Raw genomic sequence first — 15139 nt, forward strand, 5'->3', positions numbered from 1 at the left:
AATCGCGCACGCCCGCGCGGTGGACGGGGGAGTTCAGGCCATGACCGCTACACAGGATCTGAGCGCAGCATCCGCGCGGCCCGACGCAGCGAAGATGGCCGAACGCCGCATCGCGTTCAACGACGTGTTGTTCCGCGACAAGGTGGTGCTGGTCTCGGGCGGTGCGACTGGAATCGGGCGGGCGCTGGTGTGGATTCTCGCGCGATCGGGCGCGCGCGTCGTCACCTGCGGACGGTCGCCGGACAAACTCGACGCGCTTCGAAGCGAACTGGCGGACCACGGCCATGAGGTGCTCGCCGTCCCGACCGATATCCGCAACGCCGACGCGGTCGCCGCGCTCTTCGCCCAGATGCCGGAACGTCACGGCCGACTCGACCTTCTCATCAACAACGCCGGCGGCCAGTTTCCACAGGCTGCGATCGACATGAGCGCCAACGGCTTCCGCGCGGTCATCGACAACAACCTGCTCGGCACATGGTCGATGATGCAGACCGCCGCACGACACTGGCGCGACACCAACACGCCGGGTTCGATCGTCAACGTCGTCGCGGTCGTCGATCGCGGTATTCTCGGCGCGGCTCATACGGCGGCGGCACGGGCTGGCGTGATCTATCTTTCCAAGACGGTCGCGGTGGAATGGATGCCGCTCAACATCCGGGTCAATTGCGTCGCGCCGGGCACGATCTTTACCGAGGGGATGGCGGGTTATCCGGAGGAGGCGAAGAAGACCTTCGCTCGCAGTAATCCGATGCTGCGGCTGGGCGATCCTTGGGAAATCGCGGAGGCGTGCCTGTTCATCGGTTCCGACGCCAGTTCCTTCACCACCGGCGAGATCCTGCGCGTCGATGGCGGCGGCCAGTTGTGGGGCGAACAATGGACGCAGGGCAAGCCGGACTATTTCGCCGGCTGACCGCTTCGTTTCTCAGCAGGGCCGCATCATGCCGGACGGGAGCCACGCCCCCCGCCCGACACCACGCCTCACAGGATGATGCTGATCTTGCCGTGCGGCTGCAGACTGTTCATGCCGAGTATGATTCGTTTGGAACGGATACGGATTTGCCCGTCGATCTCCGCCAGCGTGTAATGGCTGTGGCCTATATAGGTATCGGTGATGTGGTTCTTTGACCGATAGGTGGCGAACGCACAGACGACACGCACGCCACGATCATCGACGCCATCGATCCGGACGTTGCTGATCATGCGCACCCCGGTCGAGCGGGGCCATTCCGCGTGCGCGGTGGGCTTCTTCAACCGATTGATGCGATGCTGGAGCCGCCGATGATCGTCGGCGACATAGAAGAGCGCGCTGTCGGGCTGGACTTCCAGCCCCTGGCCCATCGTCGGCACTTCATAAACCGCGTCGGTCGTGAAGAGTTCGAACCACTCGTCGAGACGCCACTGATCCAGCAATGCCGCTTCCCAGTAAAGGAAGTCTTCAAACTCGGCGCGGCTGCGCGGCTGGATGGCGGCGCGGGTCTGAGTCAATTCCTGTACCGTCATCACTCGCCCTCCATCCGGCGGTTCCATTCACGCCAGAAGGCTCGCATCTGCGCCTCGTCGTCGGCGCGGGGCGGGCTCCGCAGCATACCACGGGAGATATCGTTCCACGGCGCGAACTTCGACGAGGCGTAACCACGTTGCGCGGATTCGAGCGCCTCGACATCGTCGGGCGTCGCGAATCCGCCCGGCCCGAGGAACTCCAGGAAGTTGTTGAGACGGCGATGCCGGGTCTCCGGCGCTTCGCCGACCGGCGCCAGCGCCCAGGAGCGCACCGCCATCAGGTCCGGCGCGATCGGGTAGAAGGTCCTCACGGTGATGGCGAGGATGTCGTTAATCACCAGATTGGGGAAAATACCCATGTTGCGATCACGATCGGCGATCCGCAACGCACGTTCAGGCCCGACACGCGCGGTAAGCTCGGCCACCATCTCCTGCTCGGCACGCTTCCCTTCTTCGCCCCAGGTCGGGATCGATCGGGCGATCGGGCGGCCCCACGGCGCGCGCGCTTCGGTGGTCGCATGCCCGTTACCCAAATCATGGATCAAGCTGATCTGGTCCAGCGACTTGAAATCGACCGCCTCGGGGCCGCCCAGCTCGTCGACGAGATAGCCGAAATAGGTCTCGTGGGTTTCGGGCGCGTGGAAACCGTCATTGCTGTTTTCGACCAGCAGCTTCCAGTTGGCACGGATACTATATTCCTGCGTGCCCCCGACGATCTCCATGCCGTTGGGCGACTGATCCGCGACGAGATCGATGATCTCCGCCGCCCCGGCGAGATATTCGACCAGCGGCTGGATGGCCGGATCATAGCTGACGAAGAAGAAGTCGCGATAGGATTCCAGTCGTGGAACGCGAACCAGATCGACCGAACCGTTGCAATCGAATGAGTCGGGATAGGTCAGCGGCCGGCTCTTCGTGGCGAACTTGCCGTTATTGTTGAAGGCCCAGCCATGATAGAAGCACTTGAAACTGATCGCGTTGCCGGTCGGCTCGCGCACGACCTGCGCGCCGCGATGGGGACAGACGTTGATGAACGCCTGATATTCGCCCTTGCGGCTGCGGTTGAAGATCAACTCCTGTCCCCCGACCGAGCGGGTCAGGAAGTCGTTCGGCCGCTTCAACTCAGAGGCATGGCCGAGATAGAGCCACGCGCGATCGAAGATCCGTTCGCGTTCGCGCTCCAGCACCTCCTGACTCGTGAATGCCTCGCGGTTGACCTTGAATGTTGCCGCCTGTGCGTCTTCCCGCACCCACCGGCCCGCATAGCCTACAGGCTTTAAAAGCGTCGCCATCATCTTCTCCATAGTTCGCGATGATTGCGCCGCCCGGAGGATGCTACCCTGCATCGACGTCGACGCCTAACCGCGATGCGACACGATTAGTACAATCGTTTCATGATGACCAGTATCAAAGCGACCGGCAGGCCCACATACCCTCGTCGAAAGCGTCATTTTGATGCCCGCGCGTGCGATCAACACGTATGCGGCAAATATCGCGACTGCGTTGCGTATGGCCATCGACACGAGCAGGGTGCGAATGAAAGCGAACGCCACGCGGAAGCGGACGACCCTTGCCTGCCGGCGATAGGTGGGCATCGCCCGCCTGTTGCGCCAGGCGTGCTGCCGTGTGAACCAATGCTAAAGCAAAGCGATAAAGTAGGAGATGTCATGATGACGCAGCCCAGGTTCGACGGGAAGGTCGTAATCGTCACGGGGGCGGCGGGCGGAATGGGGCTCGGGTATGCGCTGCACCTAGCGAAGCTGGGCGCTGACGTGGGCATCTTCGACAAGGATCTCGATGCCGGCAAGCGGAACAGTGAATATGACGCCGACAGTGTCGCCGACGCGATCAAGGCGCTGGGGCGGCGAGTCGTTGCCGTGCAGGCCGATCTATCGAACCGCGCCGAAGCGCAAAGCGCCGTTGAGAAGGTCGCCCGCGAACTCGGCCCGATCGACACCATCGTCAACAATGCCGGGGGCGCGATCACACCCGCTGATCGCAGTTACGCCACCAATTCGCCCGACGACGACATCGAGCTTCTCATCAAGGTGAACTTTCTCAGCGCGGTCTATTGCTGTCAGGCCGCCGTCCCGTTGATGACCACGCCTGGCGGGGCGATCGTCAACATCATCACCTTCGGCGCCTTCGCCGGGGACAGTCACGGGAAATATGCGGTCTATTCGGCGGCGAAGGCCGCATTGCTGACCTATACACGTCATCTGGCGGTCGAACTGGGGCCGGTCGGAATCCGGGCCAATTGCATCGCACCCGGGCTTATCCACACCCCGCGCGTGGCCGCAGCGGCGGCCGCGCGTGGCATGGGGACGAACGATCAGACGAGCGGCATCCCCCTGCGACGCTTTGGAAAGGTCGATGACATGGTCGGCGCGGTCGAATTCCTCGGCAGCGACATGTCCGCCTACATCACCGGCGAGTGCATCAGGGTCACCGGCGGCCTGGGCCTGATCTCGCTGTGATGTCGCGCGCCCGGCACTATCGAACCGCGTGGCGCGGACATCCGGCAGCCGTGTCCGAGGTTTGAAGGATGGTCGCGAACGACGCCCTATTGGTCCAGGTGGAGCGACGCGAAAACTTCGCGATCGTCCGCTTGAACCGGCCGGATCGCCTGAACGCCCTCATCCCCGAAATGCTCGCCGCATTCGATCGCGTGATGCGAGATCTGGACGAGGATGCGGACGTTGTGAGCGTGATTCTGACTGGCGCAGGCACGGCCTTCTGCGTTGGCCTGGACGTCGCGGTGCTACAGGAAACTGGTCCCGAACCCTTCCTGCCGTTCAATCCGGCGCGCACGATCAGCGAGTGGAAAGGCCCTGTCATCGCCGCTATCAACGGCTTCGCCGTAACCGGCGGGTTCGAGATCACGGTCGCTTGCGACATCGTGCTGGCGTCCGACGACGCCGTGTTCGTCGACACCCATTCGCGGGTGGGGCTGCTCCCCGGCTGGGGACTGTCGGTGCGCCTGCATCGCGCCATCGGCATCTATCGCGCCAAGGAACTGGAATTGACCGCGCGCCGCCTGCCGGCGGCGGAAGCTGCCGAATGGGGTTTGGTGAACCGGGTCGTTCCCGCCGCCGAGTTGCTGGACGTGGCGTGCGACATAGCCCGTAGCATCGGCGGGGGTGCGCCGGGGATCGCGGCGGAAACCAAATCCCTCATCGACCGCGTGAGTCTGGTGCCGGCGGCGGAAGGTCTGAAGCTGGAAAGCGAGATCGGCTTCGAACGTCAGGCGAGAAGCGGTCGCTCCTTATCCTTCGCACATGTCGGGCAGTCGGCATGATGAGGCGCCCCCTCTCCTGCCCCAAAGGCTTCTTCGACGCGATCGATGAAATTTCTTCAATAATGCAAAATCTTGGCCTGGAGTGAGTATAATGACCATTGAAACCAAGTTCATCGACGTTGATGGCGCCCGCATTGCCTATGTTGACGTCGGCGAGGGTAAGCCGCTGGTGCTGTTGCAGGGCGGCGGCCCCGGCGCCAGCGGCATCAGCAACTATCGCCGCAATATCGACGGCCTCGTTGCCGGACGGCGGCTGATCATCCCCGACCTGCCCGGCTACGGCGACAGCGAGGACAAGCTCGGTTTCGCGGACATTTACAAGGCGCTCGGCGGCTTCCTCCTTCACTTCATGGACGCACTGGGCCTCGACAAGGTCGACGCGGTCGGCAACTCGATGGGCGGGATGACCACCGTCGGCGCGGTTCTTCAGCAGCCGGACCGCTTCAACAAGATCGTGCTGATGGGTCCGGGCGGTTTCCAGCCGGCCTTCACGCCCCTGCCGACCGAGGGCATGCGCCGTATGCACGCGTGCATGACGGGCGAAGGACCGACGCGGGAGAAGATGCGGGGCGTTATCGAATGCCTCGTCAACGATACCTCTTTCATTACCGACGAACTGCTGGACGAGAGGGTCGCGGCGGCGTCGCGTCCCGGCCGGTTCCAGCCCTTCGCGCGCCCGTTCGGCGAGATGTGGCGCGAGAATCTGCGCGGCGTGAAGCACGAGATCCTGCTGATCTGGGGTCGCGAGGATCGCGTCGTCCCGCTCGATGTCGCGCCCGGCCTCCTGCAAAGCTTCCCCAACGCCGAACTCTACATCCTCCCGAACTGCGGCCACTGGGTACAGTGGGAAAAGGCGGAAGATTTCAACCGCATAGTGAACGGCTTCCTCAATCGATAAGAGAATGTATGCGACATCCTGCCATTTCGGGAAATGTCGTGAAGGGATGTCCCACGCCATCTCGAATCTCGGGGTGTGAGTAGGGTCATGGTGAATCCTCATCTGCAATTCCGTCTAAGGAACTGCAGATGAGGACATCTGACCGTCCTGATGGGCGAATATCCGCGCGCTACCGATCCGGCGCGGAAAGAGGATTCTGCTATGAAAGCGATCCGTTATTATGAATATGGCGGTCCCGAGGTGCTGCGCTACGATCAGGACGTATCTGAGCCTGCGCTTGCGCGAGACGCGCTGCTGATCGAAGCAGAAGCGACCAGCGTAAACCCGCACGATTGGAAAGCGCGCTCGGGCGCGCTGCGGGCGCATTTCCCGATTGAGTTTCCCCATATTCCCGGTTTCGACGTGAGCGGCATCGTCCGCGCGGTCGGAAAGGACGTGCAGAGCTTTCGGATCGGCGATCGGGTGCTCGCCATGGCAAAAGCGACTTACGCCGAGTTGGTCGTGACGGCTGCGGCGACGGTGGCGCGCCTGCCCGAGGGGCTTGATCCCGCGGACGCCGCTGCCCTGCCGACCGTGGTGCTGACAGGCGACCAACTGATCAACTCGGAGCTCAAGGTCACCGCGGGTCAGACGGTTCTCGTGACCGGAGCGCTCGGCAGCGTCGGGCGGGCGGCTATACACGCCGCCAATACGGCGGGCGCGCGGGTCATCGCGGGAGTGCGTGGCCGCCAATTGGGTGAAGCGGCGGCTCTCCAGGTTGCAGGCTCGGTCGCGATCGATGACGCGGACGAAATCGCTACGCTGGGCAAGATCGACGCGGTCGCGGACATGATCGGCCGTGATCTGGCGCCAAGCCTGCTGGCCTTGGTCCGGCCGGGCGGTCATTACGGCTATGCATCCCGAATCCCTGACGGAACAGCGGAGCGCTTCCCGGATGTGTCGGTGTCGCGCGTCTTCGGCACGCCCAACGCGGACACGCTCTATCGCTTTGCCGAGGACTTTCGCGACGGCCGCTTCTCGCTCCCCATCAGCGCGCGCATGCCCCTCCACGACGCAGGCGAAGCCCATGCGCGACTGGCCGCGGGGGGCGGCGGCAAGATCGTTCTCACCATGCGCTGAACGGCTGCTGCCGTTTGGAGTTTCGGACGCCATCCACGGCGCCATTTCCTCCCGATCTGGCGCGGCCTGCCAACGAGAGAGACGTTCAGATCTCAATGAGCAGTCTGCGGCGCCAGTGTTTGAAGAAGCTGAGCGGCGCTATTATTGATCTTCGCCAGTAGCTGAGTACGGCTGTTCACGAATGTCTTGGCGTAAAGCGATCTAAGATGATTCTCGACCGTCCTGACACTTATATTGAGGGAATGGGCCATCGATAGATTGCTGTGCCCATTTCGAAGCAGAGCAACAATATCCCGCTCCCGGTCGGTAATCCCGAATTGCCTGCATGCTGCCGCGATGCATTCGTCCTGCGTCAGGCCCTGGTCGGGGGCCACGGGCGATTCATCGTCGTTCCCCGCAATGGCGACGTCGCCAAGACAATGCTCCCAATTCGCACCATCATTGGAACGACGCGGGAGATTCACGACGGAATTTTCCTGACGGAGATGCCGCTTCCAAAGCCATTCAACTTCGTACCGCAACGCTATATTCGAAAGGGCCAGCCGCAGCAAAGTCCCGACCCGGCCAAGCGCCTGCCTGTCCTCATACGAAAAATTTTCTGCCCCAAAGCTTCTGCCAAATGACAGCGACACAATCTTTTCGGAAACCACGCCCTTAACTTTGAAGTATATCCCCATGCAATCTTTGATATCCCGGACCTTCAATAATTCGTCATGATAGGTTTTAATCTTACTGAGTCACGAAACTTCGTCGTGGGGATTCGCCCGTCGCCCAGGTGTGCTACGCTGCTGATTCACAGCGATGGAAGCGCGGCATGGACAGCACAGGCGGAAGCCCAGCGAAGGCGTTCGAAGTTTATGTGAAGGCGCTGACGGAGGTGATCGGTCATGCTGACCGAGCCGAGCCACTCCGGGACTATTGCACGGGGCTGATGATGCCGGTGGCGCGCAAGAGCGTCGAGCCACTGGCGGGCTGGTTTACTCTGTCGGGGTGCAGCCGACGGTCAGTGTCTGGCGCCCTGGCGAAGGCCCGCTACCACCGAAGGCGTGGACGGGAAAAGGGCGGCCGCCCAAGCTGGTGCAACGGAACAAAGATCACAAACCGCTCTCCGCAAAGGCGCTGGCTGAGAGCTTGCCGGCCGAGGCCTGGAAGACTGTCACCTGGCGCGAAGGTACGAACACTGAGCTCGCATCGCGATTTGCAGCCGTTAGGCTGCGCGTCGCATCGAGAGACTATAATCTGCCCCAGCCGCGTCCCGAAGAATGGTTCATCGTAGAATGGCCCGAAGGAGATAAGGAGCCACTGAAATATTGGCTATCCACTCTGCCGGAATCGATGACGCTGTCGGAAATCATTGCGATAACGAAGATGAGATGGCGGATCGAGCGCGATTATCGCGAACTCAAGCAGGAGCTGGGGCTCGGCCATTATGAAGGGAGAGGCTGGCGAGGATTGAACGAACCCGCTGACGCGGGATTGGCGTGAGTGTTGGCCGGAATGGCCTCCTGATGGGAAGGTTTGGTTGCTGATACCAACCCCTGACCAGGAGACCATCCCATGGCTGAGGCCACGGCAGCGGTAAGCCCGCTGCGCCGTCGCATGATCGACGACATGAGCTTGCGCAACCTCTCGCCCGCGACGCAACGATCCTATCTGCATGCGGTGACGAAGTTCAGCCGCCATTTCGGCCGATCGCCGGATCGGCTGGGGCTGGAGGATGTCCGCGCCTTCCAGGTCTATCTGGTGTCGCAGGGCATTTCCTGGCCGGCGCTGAACCAGACTGTCTGTGCGCTGCGTTTCTTCTACGGCGTGACGCTCGACCGGGCCGAGATCCCGGAGCGCGTCGTCTATGCGCGCACGCCGCGCAAGTTGCCCGCCATCCTAAGTGCCGACGAGGTGGTGCGCTTCCTGGAAGCGGTGCCGTCGCTGAAGGCGCGCACCGCCCTGACCACGGCCTATGCCGCTGGATTGCGCGCCTCGGAGGCGGTGAGCCTCAAGGTGGAGGATATCGACAGCGACCGGATGCTGATCCAGGTCCGCCATGGCAAGGGCGCCAAGGATCGCACGATCATGCTGTCGCCGCAGTTGCTCGGGATCTTGCGGACCTATTGGCGACTGGCCCGCCCGGAGGGCTGGCTGTTTCCCGGGCGCGGCGACAAGCCGATCGACGTGCAGGGCCTTCACGCATCGGCCGGACGAACTTCGCGGTGGCGCCCGGCCGCGGCGACGGCGCCCATAATGGCGGCGGACCCGATCCGCGCGATCCGAGCTTCCCGCGCGGGCGTACACTGGCCTCGCCTCCGTTCGGCACGGTTCAGGAGCAAGAGGAAATCCTCCGCATCCGCAGCCATGACTTCCATTGAGGCGAGCGCCCGTGCGACCGGGACCATCGAACGCGCGGTCAACGTTCTGCGCGAGGCTACGGCGATCAAGGGCAAGGTGCAGACGCGCGGCGTAGCGCTCGCCGTCTGGGTTCTGCGCGGCCGCTGCCCGGACGAATGGCTGGTCGCGTTCTGGGAGGCGGCCGGGTCAGATCATGAGATTGGCCGAAGTCAGGGCTTGCACGCTGCCTATAACGGCATCGTACGCCAACTCCGTTGCAGCGGCGCGCTGGCCAACCCACGAGGATGAAAGACAATGGAAGGGCCGTCTCGCGGGGGGGCGGCCCTTCGTTTTTGGGTTGGCCGCGGTGCGGCGCTCCTCTTATCCAGACCGGGATGACCGACTCCGCCACCCATTCAGCAGCCCGCACCATCCTGGCGTCGCCACGGGCCATATATCGCGCCTTCCTTGATCCCGAGACAGTTACGTCCTGGCGACCGCCGAAGGGCATGACGGCGAAGATCTTCCACTTCGATTTGCGGCCGGGTGGCGGCTATCGCATCGCATTTATCTACGATGATGCCGAGGCGCGCCAAGGCAAGTCGAGCGCTGACGCTGACACCTTTGAAGGGCGGTTCGTCGAGCTGGTTCCGGAAGAGAAGATTGTCGAGGCGATCACCTTCGAGAGCGACGATCCCGCGTTCGGCGGTACGATGACGATCACGACCCGGCTCACGCCCGTGCGCGACGGGACGAAAGTAACCTTCGTCGCCGAGAATGTACCTCCAGGGATCAGCTCGGCCGATCACAAGACCGGCATGGAGTCGACGCTGAAGAACCTCGCCAATCTCCTTGAGTGAAGCCGAGACGTGGTTACGGCGTTCTCCTCATTCGCTGGCGCTTCTCGATCTTGAAGCCTCGTCGCTTCGCGAGCGCAGTTGGCGAACCGAGGTTGGTTGAGCGCTTATGGATCGGATCCTGCGCTGTAGCCCCCATGCCTTGTCCGTACGAACAAGCCCTTCATCGCACACCGGGCTAATGAGACCTGTGCGCGGGTGGGCGTAGACGGCGGTCGCAAGTCGTGATTCTATGGTGCCTCTGGTGGCGGAGGCGGGTGTGGCGCATCGGGCGATTGGGCAGCAGGGTTTCGGGTTTTCGCAGCGGGAGCGGCCGCGATCGACGCTGGACGAGATCGCCGCGCTGATCGAGTGGGAGCCGATTGCGACGTTGCTGGGGCGGCTGTATCCGGCGACGAAGGGAGAGCCGGCTTGGCCGCCGCTGGCGATGTTCAGGGGGATGCTGCTGGCGGTCTGGTACGACCTGTCGGATGTGAAGCTCGCCGATGCGCTTGACGATCGCGCTTCGTTCCGCCGCTTCTGCGGTTTCTCCGGCACCGAGGCGACGCCCGAGCGCACGGCGTTTGTCCGCTTCCGCCGGCTGCTGGTCGCCCATGACCTCGACCGCGCGCTGTTCGATGCGGTTACAAGCCAGCTCACCGCCAAGGCGATCACGGTGAAGGCCGGCACCATTGTCGATGCAACGATCATCGCATCTGCGAGCGAGAACGACGGCGATGGCCGGTGGGTGAAGCACCGCGGCAAGCGCGCGACGCACGGCTTCAAAGCGCATGTGGCTTGCGATGCGGACACCGCCCTGGTCGAGCGGATCGCGGTCACGCCGGCCAACGTCAACGATGGCCGTGCCGGCCCGGACGCGCTGCCCGACTGTCCCGGCGAGGTCTTCGCCGACAGCGCCTATCGCGGATCGCACTTCGGGGGCGCCGTCCGCGCCAAGGGCGGCACGCCGCGTGTCGTGCTCAACGCCATGTGGGGCCGCGACGAGGAAGAGACGCTCGGCCGACTGCGGGATTGGAACCAGCCGATCCATCGCGTCCGGGGCCGGATCGAGAAAGTCTTCGGCACCTGGAAACGCTCGTACGGACTGCGACGGATGCGATGGCGAGGCCTAGCCAAAGCCGCCGCCCAGATCCACCTCACCGCCATCGCCTACAACCTCAAGCGAACCTTCAATCTCCTCGCCGCGACCGCCTGAAAAGCGGAGAGGACCGATCGCGTCGATCGAGACGCCGGCCAACGAGCGATCCGACAAAAACACGCTAGCACAATGCCCTACGCCCACCCGCGCACAGGTCTCCTAAGATAGCAGCGAGGCGCGCCAATGCCGGTAAGCCCCTTAGTGCGAACCACACCTCGTCGCTCGGATGTGCGACGCCGCGTTCGGAAGGTGGGACAAGAGCCAATGGGCTGAAATTGGCCCATTTGTGCTCATTTGCGCCGAATCGGCACTTCAGTGCCCTACCCCTTGCGCAACGAATCGCGTCACTGCATGAAGATATCGGATCAGATGTAGAGACCGGATTGTGCTACAGAGCCCTCGTGGTTTTGAACTGCCGGTTTAGACAGATGGTTCAGATCTTGAGCGCGTCCGGCTTAGGGTCTGCTCTTTGAACGAGTGAGGAGGGTGAACGACCAAGGCATGCGCCTGCGGATCGCGAACGGATGTGCCACAGGCTCTCTCGGGCGTCCTGAACTGCCGTTCCCACTGTCAGGCAGCTGCTCAACCCGGATCGTGCTACAGGGCCTTCGCGGACCCCGAGCTGCCGGAATTGTGCGGAAAGATGTTGCGTGTTTAATGTGGCCGCGCCGGACGGGCCGAGGCTCCAGATGTCATTTCACCCGCGATTTCAGCCGAAGTGGCGCATCGCAAAGGATGCGACGCGCCGATTCGATGCCCCGGTTTTATGCTGTCAGGACGCTACATCCAAAAATGCGGCGCGATATCGCGCGACCAACTGCCTTGACTCTACCGTTGGAAGCCGGAAGAAGTTCGAAATGTCTCCCACTAGGGGAGCCATTTTCGCGTTTTCGGGTGTAGACGCCCCTCCAGGGGGCACATCTCCTCCATCTGGAGAACCAATTTTCTCCAGTAAGTCGAATGGCTTGCGGAAGGTTGTTGTTAGCTCACCATTTGCGAATGAGCAGTTCGATAGCACGAGATTGAGAGCTCTGCGCTTGCTGGAAATAGGCAGCGTTTCAAATCGATGATGCGCCGTACGAGCGAAATCCACCAGCGCGACCCCATCGTCGATCACATCATCTTCCGCGAGCGATAGGCTCTCGAGATCGCGGACGCACCGATCTCGCTCCTCTCTCCACGTCGCCGCAACGCGATCATGAAACTCGCTTGTTACCCGACCTTCAATTTTATCAAGATAGAGCGTATCGTAAGCATACGGGGAAGGCCGCGGCGCGGTTTGATCAGGCGGCGATTGCGGTCTGAGTGGCGCACCAGTTCCACGGTAGCAGCGCGCCGATTTGGTGGACTGGATGATCGGCGATGCGGGCAAGCACATCGGCGAGCCAAGCCTGTGGATCGACCTCGTTGAGGCGACAGGTCTGGATAAGCGAGTAGGCGATTGCGGCTCGCTGGCCACCTCGGTCAGAACCGCAGAACAGCCACGACTTGCGCCCAAGTGGTACGCAGCGAAGCGATCGTTCGGCGGCGTTGTTCGAAAGGCAGACCCTGCCATCGTCGAGGAATCGGGTGAACGCGGGCCATCGGCGCAGCATGTAGTTGATGGCCTTGGCAACGTCGTGGTTGCGCGAGATTTTGGCGAGTTGCGCGTTCAGCCACGCGTGCAGCTCGGCCATCAACGGCGCGCTCAGTTCTTGGCGGGTGGCGAGCCGATCTGCCGGGGTCATGCCGTTGATGTCGCGTTCGATCGCGAACAGCGCATCAAGCTTCTGCACGGCCTTCAGCGCAATCGGGTAGATGACCGGCGCCTTCTCGCCGCGGCTCTTCTTGCGCGCCGCGCCCTCGACATCTGCGAGCTCGAAGAACTTCCGTCTCGCGTGGGCGAAGCATCCCGCCTCCAGGATCGGCCCAGACTGGCGATCGGCAGCGTATAGCTCTGCGAATCCGGCATAGCCGTCCGCTTGCAGGATCCCGGACCAGGCCGCGAGATGCGTTCGAGGATGTTCGCCGCGTCGATTGCGCGAGTAATGGAAGATCACCGCCGGCGGATCGGAACCGCCGAATGGGCGATCGTCGCGCACGTAATCCCATAGTCGGCCGGTATCGGTCTTGCCCTTGGCCATGACCGGCACGGTCGTGTCGTCGCCATGAAGACGCTCGGCGGCAAGCACATGGGCCTCGATCAGCCGGTAGAGCGGCATGAGCGCGTTGCAGGTGGCGCCGATCTGGTCGGCCAGCGTCGACACGCTGAGCGGGATGCCTTCGCAGGCGAAGCGTTCGGCCTGGCGATGAAGCGGTTGATGTTGGCCGTACTTGTCGAACATCAGCATCGCCAGGAAGCTCGGTCCGGCCCATCCACGTGGAGTGACATGGAACGGTGCCGGCGGCTGCGTGATCTTCTCGCAATCCCGGCAGGTGAACTTCTCGCGAACTGTCTGGATGACCTTCCACGAGCGCGGAATCACCTCGAGCGTCTCGGTCACATCCTCGCCGAGCCTGGACAGGCGATTGCTGCCGCAGAACGGGCACGAGCACGGTGCAGAAACAACCACGCGCTCGCGTGGCAGGTGCTCGGGGAACGGCTTCCTGCCCGGCTTCTTGCGCTCGAACGCGGCAATGGTCGTTGTCTTCGCTGCGGCAGCTTCGGCGGCGAGCTCGTCCTCGGCTGCGTCCGCCTCGAGATCCTCGTACCGCAACTCGAACTGCGCCAGCAGCCGCTCGGTGCGTTCGGCGCTCGCTCCGTACTGCTCGCGCCGCAGCCTCGCGTTCTGCAGCTTGAGGTGAGCAATCATGGCTTCTGTGGCGCTGGCCAGGGCCCGAGCGTTGGCCAACTCGGCCTCGACCTGGGCTGCGTGTTGTTCAGCTTCGTCGGCCTTCTGAAGCGCCAGCGTCAACAGCGCCTTGAGCGCTTCGACATCGTCCGGAAGTGGCGAAACGGCAGCTTCCATGAGCGGAGTGAATCATTGCCGGTCCCGCAGATCAAGCCGGAAATACGTCGATGACCGGCTACCCCGCGCTTTGCGGACGCCAGGAATACTGCGGGTTGCGCCAGTCGACCCCGTCCAGCAGGCACGCCAGTTGCGAGCGCGTCAAAGACACCATCCCGTCCTCCGCCGAGGGCCAGATGAAGCGCCCCTTCTCGAGCCGCTTTGCATAAAGCGACATGCCGATCCCGTCGTGCCAGATGATCTTGACCAGGGACCCTGAGCGGCCGCGGAAGACCCACAGGTCGCCGCCGAACGGATCCTGCGTAAAGTGCTGCTGGACCTGAGCTGCCAGGCTCTGCATCCCGCGCCGCATATCGGTATGGCCCATCGCCACCCACACCCGCGCGCTCGTCGGGATCATCGCAGCGCCTTCAATGCCGCAGCCACCTGCGCTGGCGATGCCGAAGGGAAAATGCTCACCCGCTTGCCGCGGGTCAGGTCGATGACAATGGCTGCGACTGCGTCGGACCGGCTCGGCGCGGCGTCCTCAACCATCGTCACCCCGGCAAAATGCGGTTCTTCCGAGGCGGCTGTAGTCGGGCCTGAGTGCGCCTCGCGCAACTTGTTCCGCCACGTGTAGATCAGTGCCGACGAAATATCATGCCGTCGGCAAACCTGGGCGACGCATGCGCCCGGGGCAAACGCCTCACTGAGGATCCGGAGCCGATCCTCCTCGCTCCACCGTCGGCGACGCTCCGGCCCCGAAATCACTGTCATCTGCCCCATCAACCGCTCCTAAGCGCACCCTCAAGAGCACGCTTAAGACCGCTCAGTTAGAAACCCGGCAAGGCGCGTCTCGCCGGACGGCTACGTGTTATGTGTGGAGTGCACGACACGAACTCGCAGAGGCATTGTTGGCCTCACGCCGACGGAGTAGTGTTAGCGCTTTGGGGCGAGAGACTGACCACTCTTAGCACGAGCCTTCGCAGCGGCGTCGCTGCGAATGGTGCGCGACCTCTCAACTGGCCGCCACTATTATCAAGCTTGGCTCGAAACGGCCGCGGTCGTGAACAGAGCTTG

Annotated in this window: 15 protein-coding genes and 1 pseudogene; 9 read left to right on the plus strand and 7 right to left on the minus strand. The window is 62.9% G+C overall.

What is annotated here, in order from left to right; all coding sequences use genetic code 11:
* Positions 1 to 40 precede the first annotated feature (40 nt).
* Positions 41 to 910, plus strand: a complete 870-nt coding sequence (locus J0A91_RS20285; RefSeq protein WP_206364936.1) for an SDR family oxidoreductase — start codon at positions 41 to 43, stop codon at positions 908 to 910.
* Positions 911 to 978: 68 nt separating this feature from the next.
* Here J0A91_RS20285 and J0A91_RS20290 read toward each other — a convergent pair whose 3' ends face one another.
* Together J0A91_RS20290 and J0A91_RS20295 are read right to left on the minus strand one after the other, a co-directional pair.
* A complete protein-coding gene (locus tag J0A91_RS20290; RefSeq protein WP_069206419.1) occupies positions 979 to 1500 on the minus strand; it encodes an aromatic-ring-hydroxylating dioxygenase subunit beta in 522 nt (173 codons plus the stop codon).
* Positions 1500 to 2792: an aromatic ring-hydroxylating oxygenase subunit alpha gene (locus J0A91_RS20295; RefSeq protein ID WP_069207516.1), complete on the minus strand. Its 1293-nt coding sequence runs from the start codon at positions 2790 to 2792 to the stop codon at positions 1500 to 1502. The genes J0A91_RS20290 and J0A91_RS20295 overlap by 1 nt, the downstream gene beginning before the upstream one ends.
* Before the next feature lie 102 nt (positions 2793 to 2894).
* Here J0A91_RS20295 and J0A91_RS20300 point away from each other — a divergent pair, with 102 nt between their 5' ends.
* The 4 genes from J0A91_RS20300 (at position 2895) to J0A91_RS20315 (ending at position 6815) form a co-directional block, all read left to right on the plus strand.
* Positions 2895 to 3977 carry an SDR family NAD(P)-dependent oxidoreductase gene (locus J0A91_RS20300; RefSeq protein ID WP_083224820.1) on the plus strand — a complete coding sequence of 361 codons (1083 nt, stop codon included), beginning with the start codon at positions 2895 to 2897 and terminating at the stop codon, positions 3975 to 3977.
* 68 nt (positions 3978 to 4045) lie between these two features.
* Entirely contained in the window at positions 4046 to 4798 is a 753-nt protein-coding gene (locus J0A91_RS20305; RefSeq protein ID WP_069206421.1) for an enoyl-CoA hydratase-related protein, read from the plus strand.
* Positions 4799 to 4889: 91 nt separating this feature from the next.
* Entirely contained in the window at positions 4890 to 5696 is an 807-nt protein-coding gene (locus J0A91_RS20310) for an alpha/beta fold hydrolase (protein WP_069206422.1), read from the plus strand.
* 150 nt (positions 5697 to 5846) lie between these two features.
* Entirely contained in the window at positions 5847 to 6815 is a 969-nt protein-coding gene (locus J0A91_RS20315) for an NADP-dependent oxidoreductase (protein ID WP_206364937.1), read from the plus strand.
* Positions 6816 to 6907: 92 nt separating this feature from the next.
* Here the strand turns inward: J0A91_RS20315 and J0A91_RS20320 are convergent, their stop codons facing one another.
* Positions 6908 to 7519: a helix-turn-helix transcriptional regulator gene (locus J0A91_RS20320; protein ID WP_150127004.1), complete on the minus strand. Its 612-nt coding sequence runs from the start codon at positions 7517 to 7519 to the stop codon at positions 6908 to 6910.
* 205 nt (positions 7520 to 7724) lie between these two features.
* Here J0A91_RS20320 and J0A91_RS20325 point away from each other — a divergent pair.
* From J0A91_RS20325 to J0A91_RS20340, 4 genes and pseudogenes are all read left to right on the plus strand, one after another.
* A pseudogene (locus tag J0A91_RS20325) lies at positions 7725 to 8282 on the plus strand (transposase); the annotation flags it as partial.
* A 90-nt stretch (positions 8283 to 8372) separates the two neighbouring features.
* Entirely contained in the window at positions 8373 to 9446 is a 1074-nt protein-coding gene (locus J0A91_RS20330; RefSeq protein WP_206364938.1) for a tyrosine-type recombinase/integrase, read from the plus strand.
* An 86-nt stretch (positions 9447 to 9532) separates the two neighbouring features.
* Entirely contained in the window at positions 9533 to 9997 is a 465-nt protein-coding gene (locus J0A91_RS20335) for an SRPBCC family protein (protein WP_069206424.1), read from the plus strand.
* A 229-nt stretch (positions 9998 to 10226) separates the two neighbouring features.
* Positions 10227 to 11189 (plus strand): IS5 family transposase, encoded by a 963-nt coding sequence (locus J0A91_RS20340; protein ID WP_206364916.1) that lies wholly within the window; start codon positions 10227 to 10229, stop codon positions 11187 to 11189.
* Between the two features lie 715 nt (positions 11190 to 11904).
* Here the strand turns inward: J0A91_RS20340 and J0A91_RS20345 are convergent.
* From J0A91_RS20345 to tnpA, 4 genes are all read right to left on the minus strand, one after another.
* A complete protein-coding gene (locus J0A91_RS20345) occupies positions 11905 to 12249 on the minus strand; it encodes a hypothetical protein (protein WP_150127005.1) in 345 nt (114 codons plus the stop codon).
* Positions 12250 to 12415: 166 nt separating this feature from the next.
* Positions 12416 to 14080, minus strand: coding sequence for an IS66 family transposase (gene tnpC / locus J0A91_RS20350; RefSeq protein WP_069206425.1), 1665 nt, complete (start codon positions 14078 to 14080; stop codon positions 12416 to 12418).
* Positions 14081 to 14138: 58 nt separating this feature from the next.
* A complete protein-coding gene (gene tnpB, locus J0A91_RS20355; protein WP_069206426.1) occupies positions 14139 to 14480 on the minus strand; it encodes an IS66 family insertion sequence element accessory protein TnpB in 342 nt (113 codons plus the stop codon).
* Positions 14477 to 14845: an IS66-like element accessory protein TnpA gene (tnpA, locus tag J0A91_RS20360; protein ID WP_069206427.1), complete on the minus strand. Its 369-nt coding sequence runs from the start codon at positions 14843 to 14845 to the stop codon at positions 14477 to 14479. The genes tnpB and tnpA overlap by 4 nt, the downstream gene beginning before the upstream one ends.
* Between the last annotated feature and the right edge of the window lie 294 nt (positions 14846 to 15139).

Origin of the sequence: Sphingomonas panacis (assembly GCF_001717955.1) — a bacterium.
GTDB classification, from domain to species: domain Bacteria; phylum Pseudomonadota; class Alphaproteobacteria; order Sphingomonadales; family Sphingomonadaceae; genus Sphingomonas; species Sphingomonas panacis.

Coding starts and splice junctions, on each gene's coding strand:
- J0A91_RS20290 (WP_069206419.1), bottom strand. CDS start 1,500: ATGACGGTACAGGAATTGACTCAGACCCGCGCCGCCATCCAGCCGCGC.
- J0A91_RS20300 (WP_083224820.1), top strand. CDS start 2,895: ATGATGACCAGTATCAAAGCGACCGGCAGGCCCACATACCCTCGTCGA.
- tnpC (WP_069206425.1), bottom strand. CDS start 14,080: ATGGAAGCTGCCGTTTCGCCACTTCCGGACGATGTCGAAGCGCTCAAG.
- J0A91_RS20315 (WP_206364937.1), top strand. CDS start 5,847: ATGGGCGAATATCCGCGCGCTACCGATCCGGCGCGGAAAGAGGATTCT.
- J0A91_RS20330 (WP_206364938.1), top strand. CDS start 8,373: ATGGCTGAGGCCACGGCAGCGGTAAGCCCGCTGCGCCGTCGCATGATC.
- tnpB (WP_069206426.1), bottom strand. CDS start 14,480: ATGATCCCGACGAGCGCGCGGGTGTGGGTGGCGATGGGCCATACCGAT.
- J0A91_RS20285 (WP_206364936.1), top strand. CDS start 41: ATGACCGCTACACAGGATCTGAGCGCAGCATCCGCGCGGCCCGACGCA.
- J0A91_RS20335 (WP_069206424.1), top strand. CDS start 9,533: ATGACCGACTCCGCCACCCATTCAGCAGCCCGCACCATCCTGGCGTCG.
- J0A91_RS20310 (WP_069206422.1), top strand. CDS start 4,890: ATGACCATTGAAACCAAGTTCATCGACGTTGATGGCGCCCGCATTGCC.
- J0A91_RS20305 (WP_069206421.1), top strand. CDS start 4,046: ATGGTCGCGAACGACGCCCTATTGGTCCAGGTGGAGCGACGCGAAAAC.
- tnpA (WP_069206427.1), bottom strand. CDS start 14,845: ATGGGGCAGATGACAGTGATTTCGGGGCCGGAGCGTCGCCGACGGTGG.
- J0A91_RS20295 (WP_069207516.1), bottom strand. CDS start 2,792: ATGGCGACGCTTTTAAAGCCTGTAGGCTATGCGGGCCGGTGGGTGCGG.
- J0A91_RS20340 (WP_206364916.1), top strand. CDS start 10,227: ATGGTGCCTCTGGTGGCGGAGGCGGGTGTGGCGCATCGGGCGATTGGG.